This window comes from Endozoicomonas sp. ISHI1, assembly GCF_024606225.1.
GTDB lineage: Bacteria > Pseudomonadota > Gammaproteobacteria > Pseudomonadales > Endozoicomonadaceae > Endozoicomonas_A.
On record NZ_JAGRPU010000029.1, the window covers coordinates 49559 to 67845 of the forward strand.

Below are 18287 nucleotides of genomic sequence, written 5' to 3' on the forward strand. Positions count from 1 at the left end.
CTGCAATCCATGGTCTAGTTTATCAGGGCATTTGTAAACTGTAGAAAGCTTATGTTGAGGAGTAACTCCATGGCTCAATTGCCCAAAACAGCAGAGCAACCAATAGGTTTCCATCGTGACAAGACGAATCAGTTGTTTGCTACTTTCCTTGGCCTCAGCATGATGGCTTGCCCCGGTTCAAAATTGTTGGCAGCCAATCCTTTTTCAACACCAGTGGCAGAGGGATTTTTTGTCGATAAAACGACAAAAACGTCTGGTTTTCTGGACGATTTGATTAACCATAATGCTTATGTAGGGAAAATCCCGCCTTTTGCTCTCAACCCGAATGCGACCCATCTTATCTTTGCCATGAATCACGAAAATGAGCGGGGTAAAAAAGTGGATGAGCATTCAGAAGAATCAGCAGGAGCTGCAGCACAGCAGCTGTGCCCTTTAATAGAAATTCCGCTCCCGCCAATGCACCATGCCTGTATTACTTCCGTTCTCTATAGCTTGAATACAGGCCTGGATGTAGACACCATAGGGACTATATTGAGCTACATCCCGGAATACCTTCCCAAAGAGAGTCTGACCATTGCAAACATGATTCAGCAACTGATAAAAACACTCCACCTTACACTTAATGAAAACCAGAATGATTTGATGGCAATCCTATATTCTCTGCAGGGTACCGAATCACCTTTCGATATCGACGATCCTCACCCTGAACTGGGCCTCGCGAGCTTGGTGGCAAGTTATTATGCAGCCATCCATTCAAATGGAGCCTCTCCTGAAGCAGCTCATTTCTTCTTTGACTCATTCCTGCTTAGCGCCATAGAGTTATCTGATATCTGGAAACTCCGTCAAAAAAAATTTGAACTTTTAGGTACAATAGAACCCATCAAAGATCATGAAGTTTTAAAAGCAAATGTTAAAGAATATGCGTCAGCCATCTCCAGACTGAATTTTTTTAGAAAAATCTATGTTAGGCATATACAACAATTGAGTAATCCCTTAAAAACTGAAAAATCCGAGACACCTATCGATCCAATGATAAAAGCTGCTACCACTTTGCTCAACTATAGCGTTGATAGGGACGCAATACCGATTTTTCATCGGGGTATGAAATCAGGTGAGCGAATGTTAGCGCTAATAAAAGAATACGGTGAAAAAAAACCTGAATTAGTTGCCTCAAACTTTCAGTTCGTGAAACTCACTACTGTCATACGAATGATTCTTGATCCTTTCCTTATAAAATTGGCAAAAGCAAAAGTTAACAACCTCTCGAGTTACTTTAGCAAATCAAACTGGGATGATACCGTTACTAGCTCTACAAACAGAAAAGACAAAGAACAGAAATTATTTGCAATATTCGAAGAGGTATTAAATGACGCAAAAGACAATCCGGGAAATGAAAACCCTCAAATATTTCAAGAATTACTTATAACCCTGTCAAATTACATAGAGCAACAATTACAAAAAACTTTTCCTGATGCAAATGATTACCAAGTCATAATGGTCACCCTCGGTACAGAATTTGCCGACCTGCTGGAACAATCACAGACTATTTTGGCAATGCTTGAACCAACTACTGGCACCGATACCAATCAGAACGCTGATGGATCCCAACATGACAAGGCAACAAAGGGAAAAGAAGGAAAAGAGCTGAACGAAGAACAAGAGATGGAGAGAAAACATCTGAAAGAACGCATAAAATACTTGAGTGATTTCGTCGATTGGTTCAGGAGTCACTATGAGTTTGCTATGAAAGCTCCTTATGACTCTGACAGTGATAACCCTAACAGTAGTCGCTGACAGTAACGATGCTCGCATGAGGTAGCCTTGACGGAGCTTATCTTTAATCTTACTCCTGTTCTTTCAGGCGGATTGCCATCAGCAGGCTTCCCGACAAACTGCCAGCTCGAACCAGGGCCTGGGGATCTGGTTGAGTCTGGCTGGTACTAAAACCTGAGCACTGTTGCGATTCATGGACTAGTTTATCTGGGCATCCATAAACTTAAGAAAGCAGATGTTGATGAGTTATTCCATTTCTCGATTACCTGAAAAAGCAAAGCAATCGATATTTTTCCATCGTTACAAGGCCAACCGGTTTGTTGCTGCTTCCCTTGGCCTCGTCATGATGACTTCCCCTTGTTCAAATTTGCTCGCAGAAAACCTTTTATCAACGCCAGTGCCAGAGAAATTTGTTGTAGATAGAGCGATAAAAAAGTCTGGTTTTCTGGACGATTTGATTAATCACAATGCTTATTTAGGCCACCCCCTTTCTTTTGCTCTCAATCCGAATACGACCCATCTTACCTTTGTCATGAACCATGAAAATGAGCGGAGCGAAAAAACAGATTCAGATTCGCAAGAATCCGCGGGAGCTGCTGCACTGCAACCGCAGCCTTTAATTCAAATTCCGCTCCCACCAATGAACCATGCACAAATTACTGCCATTATCCAAGGGGTCAATACAGGCTTCGATGAAGACACCATAACCCTAAACAATATGTTGAGCTACGTCCCGGTAGCTCCACCCAATGAGAGCCTGACAATTCTGAGCATGATTCAGCAAGTGTTAAAAGCTCTCAATGTTGTGGTTGACGATGTCGAGGATGCGATGATAGACGTTCTGTTTAACATCCGGGGTACCGAATCTCCTGTCGATATGACCAAACCAGAAGACCGGGAGAACCTTGCGATGTTGATGGTGAGTTACTATACAGCCATCCATTCAAAGAGAGCACACCCTGAAGCGGCTCATTTATTTTTTAGCTCATTTCTGCTTCGTGCCACTAAATTGTCTGGTATTGGAAGACTGGTTGCCAAAAAAGGTGATCTTCTAGGTACAAAAAAACCAATAGAAAGTCACGAAGTTTTGAAAGCAAATGTCAAAGAATCTGGTAAAGTCTTCAATGGCCTGAAAGTGCTGGAAGAAATGCGCCTTAGTTTTTTGCTACAAGTAAATGATCCCATAAAATCTGAAGAACCTGAGACATTGGACGAACCATTGCTAATAGCCGCCTCCTCCCTGCTCAACAATGAGATTAATGAGAACGAAATGCCCCTTTATCAACGTAATATAAAATCAGCTGAACGAATGTCCTATCTGGTAAAAAAGTATGGTAAAGAAAAACCAGAATTAGTTGCCTCGAATAGTCAGTTCGTGAGTTTAATTGATGCCATAAGTCTGATTCTTGATCCTTTCGTTATACAACAGGCAAAGGTACATGTTGACAACATTTCCAGTTATTTTAGCGCATCAAATTGGGATGACACCATCACCAGCTCTTCAGAGATAAAAGACAAAGAACAAACATTATTCAAAATATTCGAAAAGGTATTAAAAGATGCAGAAGACTACCCGGGAAGTGAAAACCCTGAATTATTTCAAGAATTGCTTCTGGCCTTAAGACAATACATAGAGCAACAATTACAAAAAACTTTTCCTGATGAAAATGATTACCAAGTCATAATGGTCACCCTCGGTACAGGATTTGCCGACCTGATACAACAATCAGGCAGGATGCTGGCATTTCATATGGCAACTTTTGACATCAATGCCAATCAGCAGCCTTATGGAGTTAAACCTGACGAAGCAGCAAAGAAACAAGAAGGAAAACAACTCAGCAAAGAAGAGAAGAAGAGAAAACACTTGGAAGAACGGATAGAATACCTGGATGATTTCGTCGATTGGTTCATAGATAACTATAATTTTGCTATGAGGACTCCTTATAACTCTGACAGCAGTGACTCTGAGAGTATTGATTCTGACACCATTAATACTGGCAGCAGTGGCTATGACAGTAGTGGCTCTGACATTAGTGGCTCTGATATTCGTGATACCGACATGCCTGACTCTGATACTAGTGATACCGACATGCCTGACTCTGATACTAGTGATACCGACATGCCTGACTCTGATACTAGTGATACCGACATGCCTGACTCTGACACTACTGATACCAACATGCCTGACTCTGATACTAGTGATACCGACATGCCTGACTCTGACACTACTGATACCAACATGCCTGACTCTGACACTAGCAGCCTGTCGGACTTAAGGCTGTCCTACTGCGGTTGCAATAAATTGGTCTAAAAATTCCTGCTTCTTCGTCAAATAGCTCGCTATTCTCCTCAGAAGCAGAAATTTTTATCCTCAATTTCTTGCAATCCTCGCTACGGACGCTTAATTCCGACAGGCTGCTAGTGATTTTTAGAGAGGTGGTCTTGACGGAGTTTCATTTTAATCCTCTTCCTGTTCTCAAACCAACTACCTCCGGCAGGCCTCCCAGCAGCCTGTCGACTCGACGCAGTATCAGGCGATCAGACTGAGTCTGCCTGATGCTGAAAATTGAGCACTGCTGCAATCCATGGTCTAGTTTATCAGGGCATTCATGAGCGGGACAAAGCAGATGTTGATGATTAACTCTATTACCCGATTACCCAAAACAGCAAAGCAATCGATTTTTTTCCATCGTGACAAGACTAATCAGTTAGTTGCTACTTTCCTTGGCCTGAGCATGATGGCTTGCCACTGTTCAGAACTGCTGGCAGATAATCCTTTTTCAACGCCAGTGGAGGTGGGGTTTGTTGTCGATAAAACGACAAAAGCGTCTGGTTTTCTGGATGATTTGATTAACCATAATGCTTATGTTGGGAGAATCTCTCCTTTTGCTCTCAACCCGAATACGACCCATCTTATCTTTGCCATGAACTACGAAAATGAGCAAGGCGAAAAAATGGATGAGGATTCAGAAGAATCGGAGGGAGCTGCTGCACAGCAACTGCAGCCTGTAGTGCAAATTCCGCTCCCATCAGTGAGCCATACCAGTATTAGTAACATTCTCCAAGGGATGAATACAGGCCTTGATGAAGACTCCATAAGAACTATATTGAGTTACTTTCCGGAAATCCCTCCCAAAGAGAGCCTGACCATTGCAGACATGATTCAGCAATTGATAAAAACACTCCACCTTACGGTTGATGAAAACCAGAATGATTTGATGGCAATTCTATATTCTTTCCACGGTGCCGAGTCACCTGTCGATATCAACGATCCATACGAAAAACTGAACCTCGTGACGTTTATGGCAAGTTACTATGCAGCCATCCATTCAAATGGAACCAACCCTGAAGCGGCTCATTTCTTTTTTAACTCATTCCTGCTTGAAGCCATTAGCTCGTCTTGTAGCGGGAGACTTCATTGCAACAAAGGTGAACTTCTTGGTAAAAAGGAACCCATAAAAGATCACGAAGTTTTAAAAGCAAATGTTAAAGAGTCTGCTTCAGTGATCTCTGGCATGAAATTTATGAGAGAAATACACCTTAGGCAAATGCAACAATTGGATAACCCCTCAAAAGCTGAAAAATACGAGACCCCAATCGATCCAATGATAAAAGCCGCTACCACCCTGCTAAATTATAACGTTCATATGGACAGAATACCGTTTTATCAGCGGTATATAAAAACAGATGAGCGAATGTTAGTGCTAATAAAAGAATATGGTGAAAAAAATCCAGAATTAGTTGCCTCAAACAATCAGTTCGTGAATCTCATTAATGCCATATCCATGATTCTTGATGCTTTCTTTATAAAATCCGCAAAAGGACACGTTAACAACATCTCGAGTTACTTTAGCAAATCAAACTGGGATGATACCGTTACTAACTCTACAAACAGAGAAGGCAAAGAACAGAAATTATTTGCAATATTCGAAGAGGTGTTAAATGATGCAAAAGACAACCCGGGAAATGAAAACCCTGAATTATTTAAAGAATTGCTTATAACCCTTTCAAATTACATAGAGCAACAATTACAAAAAACTTTTCCTGATGCAAATGAATACCAAGTCATAATGGTCACCCTCGGTACAGGATTTGCCGGCCTGCTGGAACAATCACGGACTGTTTTGGCAATGCTTGAGCCAGGTATTGTCACCGATGATAATCAACAGTCTGATGGAGGCCAACATGACAAGGCAGCAAAGGGACAAGAAGAAAAAGAAATTAACAAAGGACAAGAGAAGAAGAGTAAATACCTGAAAGAACGAATAAAATACTTGAGTGATTTCGTCGATTGGTTCAGGAGTCACTATGATTTTGCTATGAAAACGCCTTATGGCTCTGACAGTGATAACCCTAACAGTAGTCGCTATGACATTAAGGGCGCTGGCATAGGGTAGCTTTGACGGTGCTTATTTTTAATCGTCAGCCGCAGACTTCCCGGCAAACTGCTGCCTCAACCTGGTGCCGGGTGGTCAGACTGAGTCTGGCTGGTGCTGAAAATTGGGCACTGCTGCGAGCCATGAATTAGTTTATCTGGGCACTCACAAACAGACGAAGGCAGATGTTGATGAATAACTTCATTGCTCGATTACCCAAAACAGCAAAGCAATCGATTTTTTTCCATCGTGACAAGACTAATCAGTTAGTTGCTACTTTCCTTGGCCTGAGCATGATGGCTTGCCAGTGTTCAAAACTGCTGGCAGATAATCCTTTTTCAACGCCAGTGGAGGTGGGGTTTGTTGTCGATAAAACGACAAAAGCCTCTGGTTTTCTGGATGATTTGATTAACCATAATGCTTATGTTGGGAGAATCTCTCCTTTTGCTCTCAACCCGAATACGACCCATCTTATATTTGCCATGAACCATGAAACTGAGCAAGTCAAAAAAATGGATGAATCGGAGGGAGCACGAGCACAGCAGCTTCAGCCTTTAATAGACACTCCACTCCCACCAATGACCCGTGTACAGGTTGCTGCCATTATTCAGGGGTTGAATACAGGCATTGATGAAGAAATCTTAAACACTATGTTGAGCTATGTCCCGGCAAAGCCTCCCGAAGAAAGCCTGACCATTCTTGGTATGATTGATACAGTGAAACTAATTCTCAATATTAAGATTGACAAAGACCAGAAAAAGTTGATGGAAGTTCTATATTCAATTCAGGGTACCGAATCTCCTATCGATATGGCCAATCCACAGCACCAACGGAGCCTCGCGAAGTTGATGGTGAGTTACTATACAGCCATCCATTGCAAGGGAACCCCCCTTAAAGCAAATAGTTTCTTTTTTCTCTCATTCCTGCTTGATGCTACTCATTTGTCTGGTATCGAGAGACTCTATGCCAAAAAAGGTGACCTTTTTGGTGTAAAAGAACCCATACAAGATCTCAACGTTTTAAAAGCAAATATTAAAGAAACTGCTACAGTCTTCTCTGACCTGATGCTGTTGGAAGAAATGCGCCTTGAGTTTTTGTTGCGAAAAATGGAGGACCCCTTTGAAACTGAAAAATACGGGGCATCATTCGATGCAATGCTATTAGCCTCTTCCTCTCTACTCAACTACTACGTTAATGATTTCGGAATGCCGGTTTGTCTGCGTAATATAAAATCAGATAAACGAATGTTAAGGCTAATAAAAGAATACGGTGAAAAAAAACCTGAATTAGTTGTTTGGAATAGTCTTTTCGTGAGTTTCATTGATACCTTAAGCCTGATGCTTGATCCTTTTGTTATACAACTCGCAAATACACACATTGACAACATGTCGAGTTATTTTAGCCGCTCAAATTGGGATCAAACCATTCCTGACTTTACCGGTAAAGAAGCCAAAGAACAGAAATTATTTGAAATATTTAAAAAGGTGGTAACCGACGCAAAAGATAACCCGGGAAATGAACATCCTGAATTATTTCAAGAATTGCTTATAGCCATAGAAAAATACATGTCATATCAATTACAAAAAACTTTTACTGATCAAAATGATTACCAAGTCATACTGGTAACCCTCTGCATAGGATTTGAGGACCTGCTGGAACAATCACGCAAGACGCTATTATACCTTGAGGCAGGTGCTGTACTCCTTGAGGCAGGTGCTGTCATCAATGCCAATCAGCAGGCTGATGGAGCCAAACATGACAAGACCACAGGGGGAGATGATGAAAAAGAGTTCGACAAAGAAGACAGGCTGAGAAAACACCTGGATGAACGTATATACGACTTGCGAGCTTTCGTCAACTTGCTCATGTCTAAATATGCTTTTGCCATGGAGACGCCTTACAGTTCTGAAAGCAGTGATACTGACAGCAGCGCCTCTGATATGCTTGATTCCTTCAGAGAAGAGTAGCCTGGACGGAGTTTGTTTTTAATCGTCTTCCTGTTCTTTCAGACCAAGCGCCAACAGCAGGCCTCCCAGCAAGCTGCTAGCTCCGAAGCGGTAGTGATTTCGGTCGATCCATTTCTGCCCCATAATGTCAGCGGCAATCTTCAGGTGTTCTGCAGCGTCTTGTGCTGTTCGAATGCCACCCGAGGGCTTAAAGCCTACGTTCTGCTTGCCACTGTCTCGAATGGCTTCCAGCACGATGCGGGCAGATTCGAGTGTAGCGTTGACAGGCACTTTGCCGGTAGAGGTTTTGATAAAGTCGGCACCGGCTTCAATGCAGATATCACTGGCTCGACGAATCAGAGCAGGGTCTTTCAGTTCACCGGTCTCAATGATCACCTTGAGCACCACCTTGTTTGCGCAAACTTCTTTACAGCGGCGAACCAGCTCAACTCCAGCGGCTTCCTCACCCGCCATGAAAGCCCGATAGGGAAAAACAACATCCACTTCATCCGCACCATAAACGACAGCTGCTCGAGTTTCTGTGACCGCCAGTTCAATATCATCACCGCCCTCTGGAAAGTTACTCACAGTGGCCACTGTCACGTCGTTCAGATCCAGTTCTTTCAGGGTCTTTTTAGCGATGGGGACAAATCTTGGGTAAATACAAACTGCGGCGGTATTGCCTGCCGGCGTCTTGGCTTTTTGGCAGAGATCAATAATCACTTCCGGCGTATCATTGTCGTTGAGGGAAGTGAGATCCATCAGTTTCAGAGCCTGACGACTGCTGGCAGTGAGATCGTTCACGGATTGGTCCTCTGGCTCAAAAGAGCTTTAACGGCGACAGAAAAGAATAGAAAAGTGCCTGGAGCCTGCCGTAGTTTATCTTCGAATGCGCGTAATATCACCACCGAAATCAGGCAGGGAAGAATCTCAGAAACAAAAAAACCCCTGCACCAGAGTCGCAGAGGCATTTTTTGCCAGCTCAAGGCTGTTTTGCTGATCATCCACCTGAGTCTGCAGCGCGGACTGCGAACTCAACACTTCTTGCCGGAGTCTCTGTATTGCAGGAACAGGCAACAGTGCAATACATTTCTCCCTCATAATCATGAAGTCGCCCGAAGTGAAGTGGCTATCCTAGTGAATTCAAAACACCAAATACAGCAAGTATTTTTGGATGGGCATTCGGCTTTTTTGAATACTGGTACGGGAGAGCCCGGTACTGAGACTCATCTCATGCCGACAAAGGTATGAGCCTGTCGATAAAAAACTCTCATTTAGACTCCCTTTCTGACAGCCTAAGAGATACTCTAATGACACCTCAAAGTCGGCAAATAGTAGTATTCACTTCATGATCCCAACGGAATCCCTCGAAATTGTCAGGGCCGTAGCCCACTTCAGAAACTTTACCGCAGCAGCCAAGCACCTGCATAAAGTACCTTCTGCCATCAGCTACACCGTCCGGAAGCTGGAAGAGCGACTGGATGTACAACTGTTTTTGAGAGACAGCAAGCGGGTCGAGCTGACTCCGGCGGGTGAGCACTTTATCAAGCAGACAGGCAAACTGCTGGCTGAACTGGAGGAACTGGAAAAAACAACCCGCCAGATGGCTTCGGGCTGGGAACATGACATCAAGATTGCCCTGGATAACGTCGTTAACCAGGGCATGGTTTACGATTTGATTCGCGACCTTCAAACCGTTCGTCCCGAGACCAACCTTGTAATCAATACTGAAGTTCACAACGGCTCATGGGATGCCCTCTTCCACAACCGATGCCAGCTGGTCATTGGTGCTCCCAAAACCATTCCAGACAATATTGCTACTAATGACCGTTTTGAATGGAAATCTATGGGTTCTCTGGCATGGGACCTGGTGATGTCTCCAGAGCATCCATTGGCCAGCGTTTCCGGTCCGATCAGCCAGGACATGCTGAAGACTTATAGTTCGATCTGCATTCAGGATACTTCCAGAGTCTTTCGACAGGGCTACAACCTGTTGCTCGAAGACCAGCAAATCCTTCTGGTTCCCAGTTTTCGCATGGCTATTGAATGCCTGCTGAAAGGGTTGGGCATCACTATCATGCCAAGCCACTTTGTTCAGCCCTACATTGAACAGGAGTTGCTGATTCGCAAGGATGTTCTGGATATTCCCATGAATGATCGTTGCTATCTGGCCTGGAACAAGGAAGTCATGGGCAACGGTATTCGCTGGGTTCTGAACTGGTTGGGTGAAGAAAATTGGCTGAACAAAGTCTGGCTACAGTACGACGCCATGAAGCCCATGGGATATCACGTTCCCTGAATCATACGTGTCAGGCAACTGTGCACTGGAAGTCCAGCGCAGACTTCAGGGGTGGATATGTCTTCTTAAGATGGATGCGGCCAGCACTTCATATGCAGCTCGCATGCAAGCTCTTCTTCTACAGGACCAATGACTTCTATGTTGCCATAGCAGCAGTCAAAAACGTTTCTGCAACCCATTTGAGTGGAGTGCCCGGCAATCTGGTCCAGTGCTTGCATACTGCATCCGTACACCACTTTCTGGATTCCGGCCCAATATATTGCTCCGGCACACATTGGGCAGGGCTCTGTGCTGCTGTAAAGTGTGCATTCACACAGTTGTTCTCTTGGTATCTGTCTGCAGGCATGGCTGACCAGACTGAGTTCTGCATGCCGGGTCTGGTCACTTTCTGCTTCGGTAGTGCTTTCAGACTCCAAAAGAATTCTGCCGTTATGCACCAGCACCGCACCAAAGGGCGCCTCCCCTTTGTCCAGAGCCTGACTGGATAACTCTATAGCTCGATAGATGAATGGTTTGTGCTCACTCATGAGAAACCCCATAGATATCGGAGAGAGGAATTTTTATGTTAGCAGGAAGTCCCGCTTCTGCGCCGATCAAAACGGTTACCCATAGCCAGTAAATTCCCCAGCAAAATAACCGCCACTCCCAACACAGAAACCGGCGTCCATTGGTGCCCCTCCAAAACGGTTGAGATCAACAAGGCAATGATGGGATAAATAATATCGACATAGGCGGTTCTGTCAGATCCCATGCGCTGAATCAGGGCAATGTATGAGGTCATTGCCACTACCGAACCAAAAGTCACCAGATAAATCAGGGAAACCAGATAACCCGGACTGAAGTCAAACGTTGGCGGAACGCCACGGAGCAAAGCCATAGCCCCCATTTCCAGACCACCGTAAAACATGGCAAACACCGTCACAGGTGCCACTGACAAGCCATCTTTCTGATTAACTTCACAGGAGACACTGCCCATGGAAAACATCAGTGCAGCGCCCAGTGCCAATGCCAGTCCCTTTAGCTGCAGGGTATTGGAATCAATCTGTGAGATATGGGGAAAAAACACCATAAGCACACCGGCACTGCCCAATGTCGCTCCTATGAGAACAGAACGTTTAACGGCGTGCCCTAACCAGAAACGAGCAATCACAACATTTGAATAAAGAATGCCCGTACAAATTAATGCTGAAAGCCCACTACTGATGAATTTTTCGCTTTCATAGACCAGCCAGTAGGAAATACCGCAAAGGAAGGTTCCCTGGAAAAAGAATCTGAGATGCTGCCGACGGGTAAAGCCCGTTAAGCCGCCTCTGAAACAGCAAATAAACCATAACAACACAGCGCCAGACAGAAACCGGTAAGCGACTGACCACATGGCGTCAACAGTCCCCAGCTGCCAGCTGACGGCATACCAGGTGGAGCCCCAGACCAGAGAGCAGATACAGAAAAGAGTGGCATTGGACACGTTCTGAACTTCCCGCATCAGAATATTAACTGTATGACATTAGGCCAACTGCAAAGTTTCGCCAGAGCACTAAACGCTTTATATCCAATTCTGATAAAAACTGGAAATTGCTTAGTGGAACGAAAACTTGCCTTCAACCGGGGGGACACAATGCTCTTGTTCTGACACGACATACTGCATGGTCTGACACTCCCGGTACAACCAGCTCTTGGCTTCCAGGGACATTGCAAGAAATTCAGAGAACTGACTATAACAGATGCCATTGGCGGTCATCATAATATCGGAAGCCACCAGCAAAAAATGGCCTGAATCCAGCATCTCCAGAAACAGTTTAAGGGTAGGTAAACCATGGTTGAGGCGGGTCATATCGGCCTGAACTAAAAATGCAGAGGAAGGCTTCAAATCCAGCTCGGTTGAAAAAAGAATACCAAATGGCTTAATAAACAGACGACTATCGAGTACGCCATCCAGAGACTGAAGTGATGAGATATGCAACCCCTCACACCGGTCACACATCCAGAATTCATGACCGTCCTTATTGAGCCATTCTGCCACCTGCTGAAGGTCTGGTATTACTAACTTTCGCATCAACGCTATCTCTGTTTTATTAACTATCTTATGGGTTCCTTCAGAGTGAGGAAATGGTCAGTTTGACCAAAACCTGATGCAATCCAATTGCACCGGTTATCAAAATCTGCAAGTGTCACTAACGATTCTGTCAGTCATTTTGGCGGCGAATCCCTGCATACTCTGCAAACAACATCAAATAGCAACACAAGGAGTGCAGATTATGCAGGGATCATCAACAATCAGTGCCGTTATCCAAACAGCCCTACACGCCGCCGCAAGCCCGTTCGCAGGCATTACTGCCGGAGTGCGATTACTCACCACCATGGTAGCGACTCCTGGTGCTGTCGCAGGCTACCTGCTAGGAAAACTGGTCAGTAAAGCCATTGAAGCGAGTGTAAAAAGGTTCAACAAAAACCGAACCATGAAGACCCGCAAGCACCTTTGCCGCATCGTCAGGGTACTGCAAACGACTGGCACCATTGTTGGCACTACTCTGGTGATCATGCAGGCACTCTCTCACCCTCTGTTGATGGCCTTATATGCTGCCCCCGTGGTGACAACAGCAGCCAAACAAACCGTCAGACACCTTATCGCCTGTGGAAGCGTTTACCGGTCGTTCAAAAGATACGGAGCCTCAGAAACCTTGAGGCGGACTGAGAGAATAGCCTCGTGCTCAACAGCAAAGCCATTCCAGGAGGCTCATTAGAGGCAGGCACAAAGGTTGATGTTGGCTCAGCCCGGCAAATTTCTTATTTGTCGCAACAAACCCGGCCTTAAATCTGTTAAAGTGCACGCCCAGACATCGTTCACTGCAACATAAGGCTTTGCTATGCGTTTTCTGGCTCAGGTTCAGGCTGCCATGCGTAAGAACAACTCTTTGCTCTGCGTAGGCCTGGACCCAATACCCGAGAAGTTCCCCGCCCACATTCAGGCGCTCGAGCAACCTATTCTGGAATTTAATCGCTTCATCATTGATGCCACCGCAGACTTGGTGTGCGCTTACAAACCTCAGGCTGCCCATTACCATGCCCGTGGTGCTGAAGACGAACTGGCCCAGACCATCGAATACATCCAGGATAATTATCCGGATATCCCTGTCATTCTCGACTCAAAGCGGGGCGATATTGGCAGCACGGCGGATCAGTACGCTATGGAAGCGTTTGATCGCTATCGTGCAGACGCTGTCACCGTCAACCCATATATGGGCATCGATACTATTGCACCCTTCAGCCGCTATGAAGATAAGGGTACCGTCATCCTTTGTCGAACCTCCAACCCCGGAGCCGCAGCGATTCAGAACCTGAAGGTCGGTGACGACTTCCTGTATGAAGTGATTGCCCGTAGGGCCAAAGAAGAGTGGAACAACCATAACAATCTGCTGCTGGTTGTTGGTGCCACCAACCCTGAAGAACTCAGGCGTATCCGTGCTATTACCGGTGATATGACTTTTCTGGTTCCGGGTCTGGGTGCCCAGGGTGGAGACGTAGAGGCCACCGTTAAAAATGGTCTCAACAGTCAGGGTGAAGGCATCATTGTAAACTCTTCCCGTGGCATCATTTATGCCGGCAGTGATGAAAACTTTGCCGAGGCAGCCAGGGCCGCCGCCATTGAGCTCAGAGACCAGGTGAATCAATACCGTTAACCATTGACATCTTCCCCTCCTGAACCGGTAGGGGATTCCTCTGCCAGGAGTCGGCTGCCTTGACGACAACAGGCACTGGCATGTGGCCGGGCTCTTTAAAGCGGTTTGCGAAGGCTGTGTATATCTTCTATACATCCTCTTTCTATTTTTTAAAAAAGTCTCGGGATGCATACACGCATATTCTTGCTCTTTTACTTTATCATTCTTTTTCAGGTACCTGTGACCTACGGAACGATAACAAAAACTTCACCAAGAGATTTTGTTGTAGTACGGGACGGAGAAACGAGAGAAATTACCATAGTGGGTACACTTGGGATCATTGAATATTTTGCAGAGGTTAAACATAAAAATTCCGCATGCTCTGGTTGCAGAATGTATTTAATTAGAACATCTGACGGAAGATATTATGTACATCATAAAAAAAATAAAGTGGAGGAACCCGGCATGGCGAATTTGTTGAAACATTTAAGTGCCAGAAGTCGGAGACCAGGGGCGCTTCTCCTTATTCCGGGAGAGGTAGCCGAGCAATATTTATTACCCTGTTATCTACCGGACAATGTTGGAACAGAAATGCAAACCACACACACCCCTCACTTATCGCAGCTACCCAATGGTGATTATCATATTATTCCGGGACCAGAAAGTTCAATTTCTGAAACGATGATTGTTGGCGTTTTTGAAGTAATAGAAGAGATGACCTTTCCGATTCAGTGATGCAGATCAAACTTCTTAAGCTCAAGATAGCCGCTTGAATGCGTCAAAAAAATTGTGTGATTACGATGGGGCTACCCAAATGCGGTCGGATTTTAACCAAAGGGTTACGATGACCAGAAGTGTAAGAGCTATTGGCTGCGTAGGCAAACGATAAGGTGAGTGCTTGCGAGATAGGCTTTCAGTCCCAGTCAATCACTGCTCCAACAAGTTCCGGATCAATGATCAAAGTCCCTGAGCAAGCTGAATTGACTGAGGCGTGAAGCTTTGCGATCAAATGTCCAGGTGGTTTTACATTGAAGCCCGTTATGATGAGCAATCATTGCATCGGCAAAATCGTAACCGTTGGTATAATCATCAAGGGCTTTGAGTGTGGCCTGATAGTCCTGCGTCAGGCACTTTTGTAACTGAATAACGGCTCTTAATTTCTGACATTGCTGAGCTGGACTGACTTGATAGAAGTGAGTGAGTACCCAGACACATTCTACCAGAACTACAGGACTGATATAGAACTTGTTACAATTCTTCAAAAAACTGATTGTCTGTTGATATTGGTTTTCATCATCCCTGACAAGGTAGCGAACAAGAATATTGGTATCAATGCCCTCCATTTTTGCCGCCTTCTTTACCCTGCCATAATGCCTGAGCTCCTTCTTGAATGGCTTTCTCCATATCATCAAGAGTCGCTTTCCGGCCATTAGTATGATCTGCGAGGCATCCTCCCAAGGCTTCGATATCATCAGACATTGGGGTAAGTACAATCATTCCATCCTTCTCTTCAAACATAACTTTATCGCCAGGTTGAAGTTGGAATTTTGCCCTTATTTCAATAGGAATAGTAACCTGACCTTTGCTGGTAATAGAGCTGGTTGACATAGTTTTGATCTCACTGAAAGAGTATTACTAAAAGTAATACCTGCTCGATTACCTGTCAAAATGTCCACCTTTTGTAGGATTAACGGTTCCAAACAAAGTCCATCTGTTTTGCCGTTTTCTCAGCAAGTTCCAGACTGTGCAACAAACTCACCAGTGAAAGACTCATATCGATTCCGGCGGTAATACCGGCTGATGTCATAATAGAGCCGTCTTTTACCCAGCGCTGGCCAGAGATCACATCCAGTGCTGGATACTGTCGCTTAAGGTCAGGAATATCTTCCCAGTGAGTGGTGATCTTGATTTGGCTACTCTTGCGCTTTTTCGAATATAAAGAGATCTGACCAGTTGGGCAAGGCTTCAGGGCAGAAATGAAATGCCTGAAAAGACACACGCAGCCATTTAAAACAGCAAAGCTGTTGCGAGGAATTGCAACGAAGATACAGGTTCGGTACTCCCTTACAACCCTGCTGTTGTTGGCTTCTGTTTTTTCAGCTGTATACTTAGGCGTTATTTCTGATTAAGGAAGCTTCCCATGCGCAGACTCAAGAAGCTGTTCGACCAAAACCGCGAATGGTCAGAGGCTGTTCGGGAAAAAGAACCTGGTTTTTTTGAACAGCTTTCTCAGCAACAGGCGCCCAAATACCTCTGGATAGGCTGTTCTGACAGTCGGGTACCCGCCAATCAGATTACCGGTCTGGTACCTGGTGAGCTGTTTGTGCACAGAAATGTGGCCAATCAGGTCATTCACACCGATCTCAACTGTCTCTCTGTTATCCAGTTCGCCGTTGAGTACCTGAAAGTCGAGCACATTATAGTAACCGGCCACTACGGTTGCGGAGGTGTTCAGGCAGCGGTTAAGAACGGCAAACTGGGCCTGATTGATAATTGGCTACGTCATATTCAGGACGTACAGCACAAGCATCAAACCTTCCTCAATACTCTCGACAATCAGGAAGACGTGTTCGAATGCATGTATGAACTGAATGTTGTGGAACAAGCTCTGAATGTCTGCCAGACCACCATCGTTCAAGATGCCTGGCTACGAGAACAAGACCTGACTGTCCACAGCTGGATTTATGGACTGAAAGACGGCCTTCTGAGAGATCTGGGATTATGTGTCTCTGATCCGGAAAGCCTGGATGAGCTTTACAGCAATGCCATCAGGCAGATCACCAGTGCAGCTGTTGGATGATGATATAGATACCCTTTCATTTTCTTGATCTATCCTTCCTCTCTGAAAACCAAATCGGAAGGATAGAATTATCAGACATACACTCTTTGCGGCACAACTGTTTCTGCTGTGGTTTTTTCTGTCATCTCTCAGGCCAGAGCGCATGCTCTGGCAGCAGGTGATAATGTTAAGGTGCCTTCAAAGAGAACGGAATCAGGCAGTTAAACTTCGATTCAATATCTGCCCATCTGGAGAGAAGACTGTGTGACTTCTCAATAGAGAGTTCAATATCTCATCAGGCGCTTGTTGTACTTCCCTTTCCCTGACAATGGTTCTGCAATAAGGACAGGTTGTATTTTCCAATAGCCAAGTCTCCAGGCAGTCTTCGTGAAACATATGTCTGCATTGTTCAAGAACCGTGACTGCCCTTCTGGCAAAAGGTTCGAGACAAACAGAGCAATTATCGGTCTCCTGTTGATAGGGCGACCGATTATTTGGGCTGCCGGGTGGTGTAATTCCGTCCATATCTCTTACTCCTGTTTCTGTTTTTCATATAACTTGTAGTCTCAGATCATTGTCTATCCATTTAGTTCCCTGCGCTTATTTTTTTGTTACGCCCGGCATGGGCTTACAGGGTGAAAGCCCCCTGTGAAAGAACCTGCATCTGACTGGCGGTAAAGACGCCCGCTGATGACAACCACCATTAATGTACTACAGTCCCGCAAGGAGCTGTGCGGAGGCAGTCTGTGCGGAATAACATAATTTGCCGGAACCAGGTGACAGGATCACGTTTTAAAGTAAGAATAAATGCATCCTGGTGGGTGAAATTTGTTCTTCACTCATAGCTGCCTTGAATAAAATAACGAACACTAAGCCGCACGCGCTTTCCACTCCAGAGGATACATCCATGATATCTGAAAAATATCCGGTCCTGATGAGACTGCTTCACTGGCTGATGGCCCTTACAATCCTGGGTATCATTGCCAGTGGTTGGTACATGGCAGGTCTGTCCAAAGATGTCAGCTATAAATACGACATCTACCCATGGCACAAGTCTTTCGGCATCCTGGTGCTCCTGCTGGTAGTGATCCGTATTCTGATACGATTATTCAGCAAAGTACCCAAGCTACCCAAAGGATTGCCGCATCATGAAAAGGTATTGGCCAGAGTCACTCATTATTCTCTCTATGCCTTGATGATTCTTGTGCCTGTCAGCGGTCTCACCATGTCGGACGCTGGAGGGCGTGCTGTCTTCTTCTTTGGCATACCTCTGCCCGAGTTAATGGAAGACAACAAGGAGCTTGCAGGAACCCTGCATACGATTCACACCTATATTCCCTACGCATTTCTGGGGATCATTGCGCTTCATGTGGTAGGTGCACTTAAACACCGGTTTATGGATAAACCTGAAAACGATGTGCTCGGCAGAATGTTGTGAATTTGTCAAAAAGGGCTCCT

19 protein-coding genes are annotated in these 18287 nt (G+C 45.1%); 10 read left to right on the plus strand and 9 right to left on the minus strand.

From position 1 onward, the window contains the following. The first annotated feature begins 69 nt into the window (after window positions 1-69). The 4 genes from KBW69_RS17210 (at window position 70) to KBW69_RS17225 (ending at window position 8116) form a co-directional block, all read left to right on the plus strand. The gene (locus KBW69_RS17210) at window positions 70-1794 is read left to right on the plus strand and encodes a hypothetical protein (RefSeq protein ID WP_257281650.1); all 1725 of its coding nucleotides are present in this window, start codon (window positions 70-72) and stop codon (window positions 1792-1794) included. A gap of 214 nt (window positions 1795-2008) precedes the next feature. Beyond that, window positions 2009-4084, plus strand: coding sequence for an MSCRAMM family adhesin SdrC (locus KBW69_RS17215; protein WP_257281651.1), 2076 nt, complete (start codon window positions 2009-2011; stop codon window positions 4082-4084). 298 nt (window positions 4085-4382) lie between these two features. Further along, window positions 4383-6170 carry a hypothetical protein gene (locus KBW69_RS17220; RefSeq protein WP_257281652.1) on the plus strand — a complete coding sequence of 596 codons (1788 nt, stop codon included), beginning with the start codon at window positions 4383-4385 and terminating at the stop codon, window positions 6168-6170. Between the two features lie 170 nt (window positions 6171-6340). Then, window positions 6341-8116: a hypothetical protein gene (locus KBW69_RS17225; RefSeq protein WP_257281653.1), complete on the plus strand. Its 1776-nt coding sequence runs from the start codon at window positions 6341-6343 to the stop codon at window positions 8114-8116. 18 nt (window positions 8117-8134) lie between these two features. Here the strand turns inward: KBW69_RS17225 and deoC are convergent, their stop codons facing one another. Together deoC and KBW69_RS17235 are read right to left on the minus strand one after the other, a co-directional pair. After that, complete coding sequence (gene deoC / locus KBW69_RS17230) at window positions 8135-8899, minus strand: deoxyribose-phosphate aldolase (protein ID WP_257281654.1); 765 nt, start codon at window positions 8897-8899, stop codon at window positions 8135-8137. Window positions 8900-9025: 126 nt separating this feature from the next. Continuing rightward, window positions 9026-9202, minus strand: coding sequence for a hypothetical protein (locus KBW69_RS17235; protein ID WP_257281655.1), 177 nt, complete (start codon window positions 9200-9202; stop codon window positions 9026-9028). 241 nt (window positions 9203-9443) lie between these two features. Between KBW69_RS17235 and KBW69_RS17240 the strand changes: the two genes are divergently transcribed. Then, entirely contained in the window at window positions 9444-10394 is a 951-nt protein-coding gene (locus tag KBW69_RS17240; RefSeq protein ID WP_257281656.1) for a LysR substrate-binding domain-containing protein, read from the plus strand. Between the two features lie 65 nt (window positions 10395-10459). Here KBW69_RS17240 and KBW69_RS17245 read toward each other — a convergent pair whose 3' ends face one another. The 3 genes from KBW69_RS17245 to KBW69_RS17255 form a co-directional block, all read right to left on the minus strand. Beyond that, the gene (locus tag KBW69_RS17245; protein ID WP_257254612.1) at window positions 10460-10921 is read right to left on the minus strand and encodes a nucleoside deaminase; all 462 of its coding nucleotides are present in this window, start codon (window positions 10919-10921) and stop codon (window positions 10460-10462) included. A 38-nt stretch (window positions 10922-10959) separates the two neighbouring features. Next, window positions 10960-11877 carry a DMT family transporter gene (locus KBW69_RS17250; protein WP_257254611.1) on the minus strand — a complete coding sequence of 306 codons (918 nt, stop codon included), beginning with the start codon at window positions 11875-11877 and terminating at the stop codon, window positions 10960-10962. Between the two features lie 93 nt (window positions 11878-11970). Beyond that, window positions 11971-12447: a hypothetical protein gene (locus KBW69_RS17255; RefSeq protein ID WP_257254610.1), complete on the minus strand. Its 477-nt coding sequence runs from the start codon at window positions 12445-12447 to the stop codon at window positions 11971-11973. Between the two features lie 202 nt (window positions 12448-12649). Between KBW69_RS17255 and KBW69_RS17260 the strand changes: the two genes are divergently transcribed. The 3 genes from KBW69_RS17260 to KBW69_RS17270 all read left to right on the plus strand — a co-directional run bounded on the left by KBW69_RS17260 (window position 12650) and on the right by KBW69_RS17270 (window position 14785). Beyond that, window positions 12650-13135: a hypothetical protein gene (locus tag KBW69_RS17260; RefSeq protein ID WP_257281657.1), complete on the plus strand. Its 486-nt coding sequence runs from the start codon at window positions 12650-12652 to the stop codon at window positions 13133-13135. A gap of 123 nt (window positions 13136-13258) precedes the next feature. Beyond that, window positions 13259-14071, plus strand: a complete 813-nt coding sequence (gene pyrF, locus KBW69_RS17265; protein ID WP_257254608.1) for an orotidine-5'-phosphate decarboxylase — start codon at window positions 13259-13261, stop codon at window positions 14069-14071. Window positions 14072-14290: 219 nt separating this feature from the next. Then, window positions 14291-14785, plus strand: a complete 495-nt coding sequence (locus KBW69_RS17270; RefSeq protein WP_257254607.1) for a hypothetical protein — start codon at window positions 14291-14293, stop codon at window positions 14783-14785. Window positions 14786-15000: 215 nt separating this feature from the next. On the opposite strand, the gene KBW69_RS17275 is transcribed toward KBW69_RS17270, so the two are convergent. The 3 genes from KBW69_RS17275 to KBW69_RS17285 all read right to left on the minus strand — a co-directional run bounded on the left by KBW69_RS17275 (window position 15001) and on the right by KBW69_RS17285 (window position 16049). After that, window positions 15001-15393 (minus strand): PIN domain-containing protein, encoded by a 393-nt coding sequence (locus tag KBW69_RS17275; RefSeq protein ID WP_257281658.1) that lies wholly within the window; start codon window positions 15391-15393, stop codon window positions 15001-15003. Further along, on the minus strand, window positions 15380-15658 hold the full coding sequence (locus KBW69_RS17280) for an AbrB/MazE/SpoVT family DNA-binding domain-containing protein (RefSeq protein WP_257254605.1): 279 nt from the start codon (window positions 15656-15658) through the stop codon (window positions 15380-15382). The genes KBW69_RS17275 and KBW69_RS17280 overlap by 14 nt, the downstream gene beginning before the upstream one ends. Window positions 15659-15737: 79 nt before the next feature. Beyond that, on the minus strand, window positions 15738-16049 hold the full coding sequence (locus KBW69_RS17285) for a hypothetical protein (protein WP_257281659.1): 312 nt from the start codon (window positions 16047-16049) through the stop codon (window positions 15738-15740). 141 nt (window positions 16050-16190) lie between these two features. Between KBW69_RS17285 and can the strand changes: the two genes are divergently transcribed. Then, complete coding sequence (gene can / locus KBW69_RS17290) at window positions 16191-16850, plus strand: carbonate dehydratase (RefSeq protein ID WP_257254603.1); 660 nt, start codon at window positions 16191-16193, stop codon at window positions 16848-16850. Between the two features lie 192 nt (window positions 16851-17042). Here can and KBW69_RS17295 read toward each other — a convergent pair whose 3' ends face one another. After that, entirely contained in the window at window positions 17043-17354 is a 312-nt protein-coding gene (locus KBW69_RS17295; protein ID WP_257281660.1) for an RING finger protein, read from the minus strand. Between the two features lie 382 nt (window positions 17355-17736). Here KBW69_RS17295 and KBW69_RS17300 point away from each other — a divergent pair, with 382 nt between their 5' ends. Beyond that, window positions 17737-18267, plus strand: coding sequence for a cytochrome b (locus tag KBW69_RS17300; RefSeq protein WP_257254601.1), 531 nt, complete (start codon window positions 17737-17739; stop codon window positions 18265-18267). Window positions 18268-18287: the final 20 nt, after the last annotated feature.

Excerpts from the sequence above, each read along its gene's own strand:
- KBW69_RS17300 (WP_257254601.1), top strand. The coding sequence starts at position 17,737 with ATGATATCTGAAAAATATCCGGTCCTGATGAGACTGCTTCACTGGCTG.
- KBW69_RS17225 (WP_257281653.1), top strand. The coding sequence starts at position 6,341 with ATGAATAACTTCATTGCTCGATTACCCAAAACAGCAAAGCAATCGATT.
- KBW69_RS17245 (WP_257254612.1), bottom strand. The coding sequence starts at position 10,921 with ATGAGTGAGCACAAACCATTCATCTATCGAGCTATAGAGTTATCCAGT.
- KBW69_RS17255 (WP_257254610.1), bottom strand. The coding sequence starts at position 12,447 with ATGCGAAAGTTAGTAATACCAGACCTTCAGCAGGTGGCAGAATGGCTC.
- KBW69_RS17215 (WP_257281651.1), top strand. The coding sequence starts at position 2,009 with ATGTTGATGAGTTATTCCATTTCTCGATTACCTGAAAAAGCAAAGCAA.
- pyrF (WP_257254608.1), top strand. The coding sequence starts at position 13,259 with ATGCGTTTTCTGGCTCAGGTTCAGGCTGCCATGCGTAAGAACAACTCT.
- KBW69_RS17240 (WP_257281656.1), top strand. The coding sequence starts at position 9,444 with ATGATCCCAACGGAATCCCTCGAAATTGTCAGGGCCGTAGCCCACTTC.
- KBW69_RS17295 (WP_257281660.1), bottom strand. The coding sequence starts at position 17,354 with ATGGACGGAATTACACCACCCGGCAGCCCAAATAATCGGTCGCCCTAT.
- KBW69_RS17210 (WP_257281650.1), top strand. The coding sequence starts at position 70 with ATGGCTCAATTGCCCAAAACAGCAGAGCAACCAATAGGTTTCCATCGT.
- KBW69_RS17275 (WP_257281658.1), bottom strand. The coding sequence starts at position 15,393 with ATGGAGGGCATTGATACCAATATTCTTGTTCGCTACCTTGTCAGGGAT.
- KBW69_RS17280 (WP_257254605.1), bottom strand. The coding sequence starts at position 15,658 with ATGTCAACCAGCTCTATTACCAGCAAAGGTCAGGTTACTATTCCTATT.
- can (WP_257254603.1), top strand. The coding sequence starts at position 16,191 with ATGCGCAGACTCAAGAAGCTGTTCGACCAAAACCGCGAATGGTCAGAG.
- KBW69_RS17235 (WP_257281655.1), bottom strand. The coding sequence starts at position 9,202 with ATGATTATGAGGGAGAAATGTATTGCACTGTTGCCTGTTCCTGCAATA.
- KBW69_RS17260 (WP_257281657.1), top strand. The coding sequence starts at position 12,650 with ATGCAGGGATCATCAACAATCAGTGCCGTTATCCAAACAGCCCTACAC.
- KBW69_RS17220 (WP_257281652.1), top strand. The coding sequence starts at position 4,383 with ATGAGCGGGACAAAGCAGATGTTGATGATTAACTCTATTACCCGATTA.
- KBW69_RS17250 (WP_257254611.1), bottom strand. The coding sequence starts at position 11,877 with ATGCGGGAAGTTCAGAACGTGTCCAATGCCACTCTTTTCTGTATCTGC.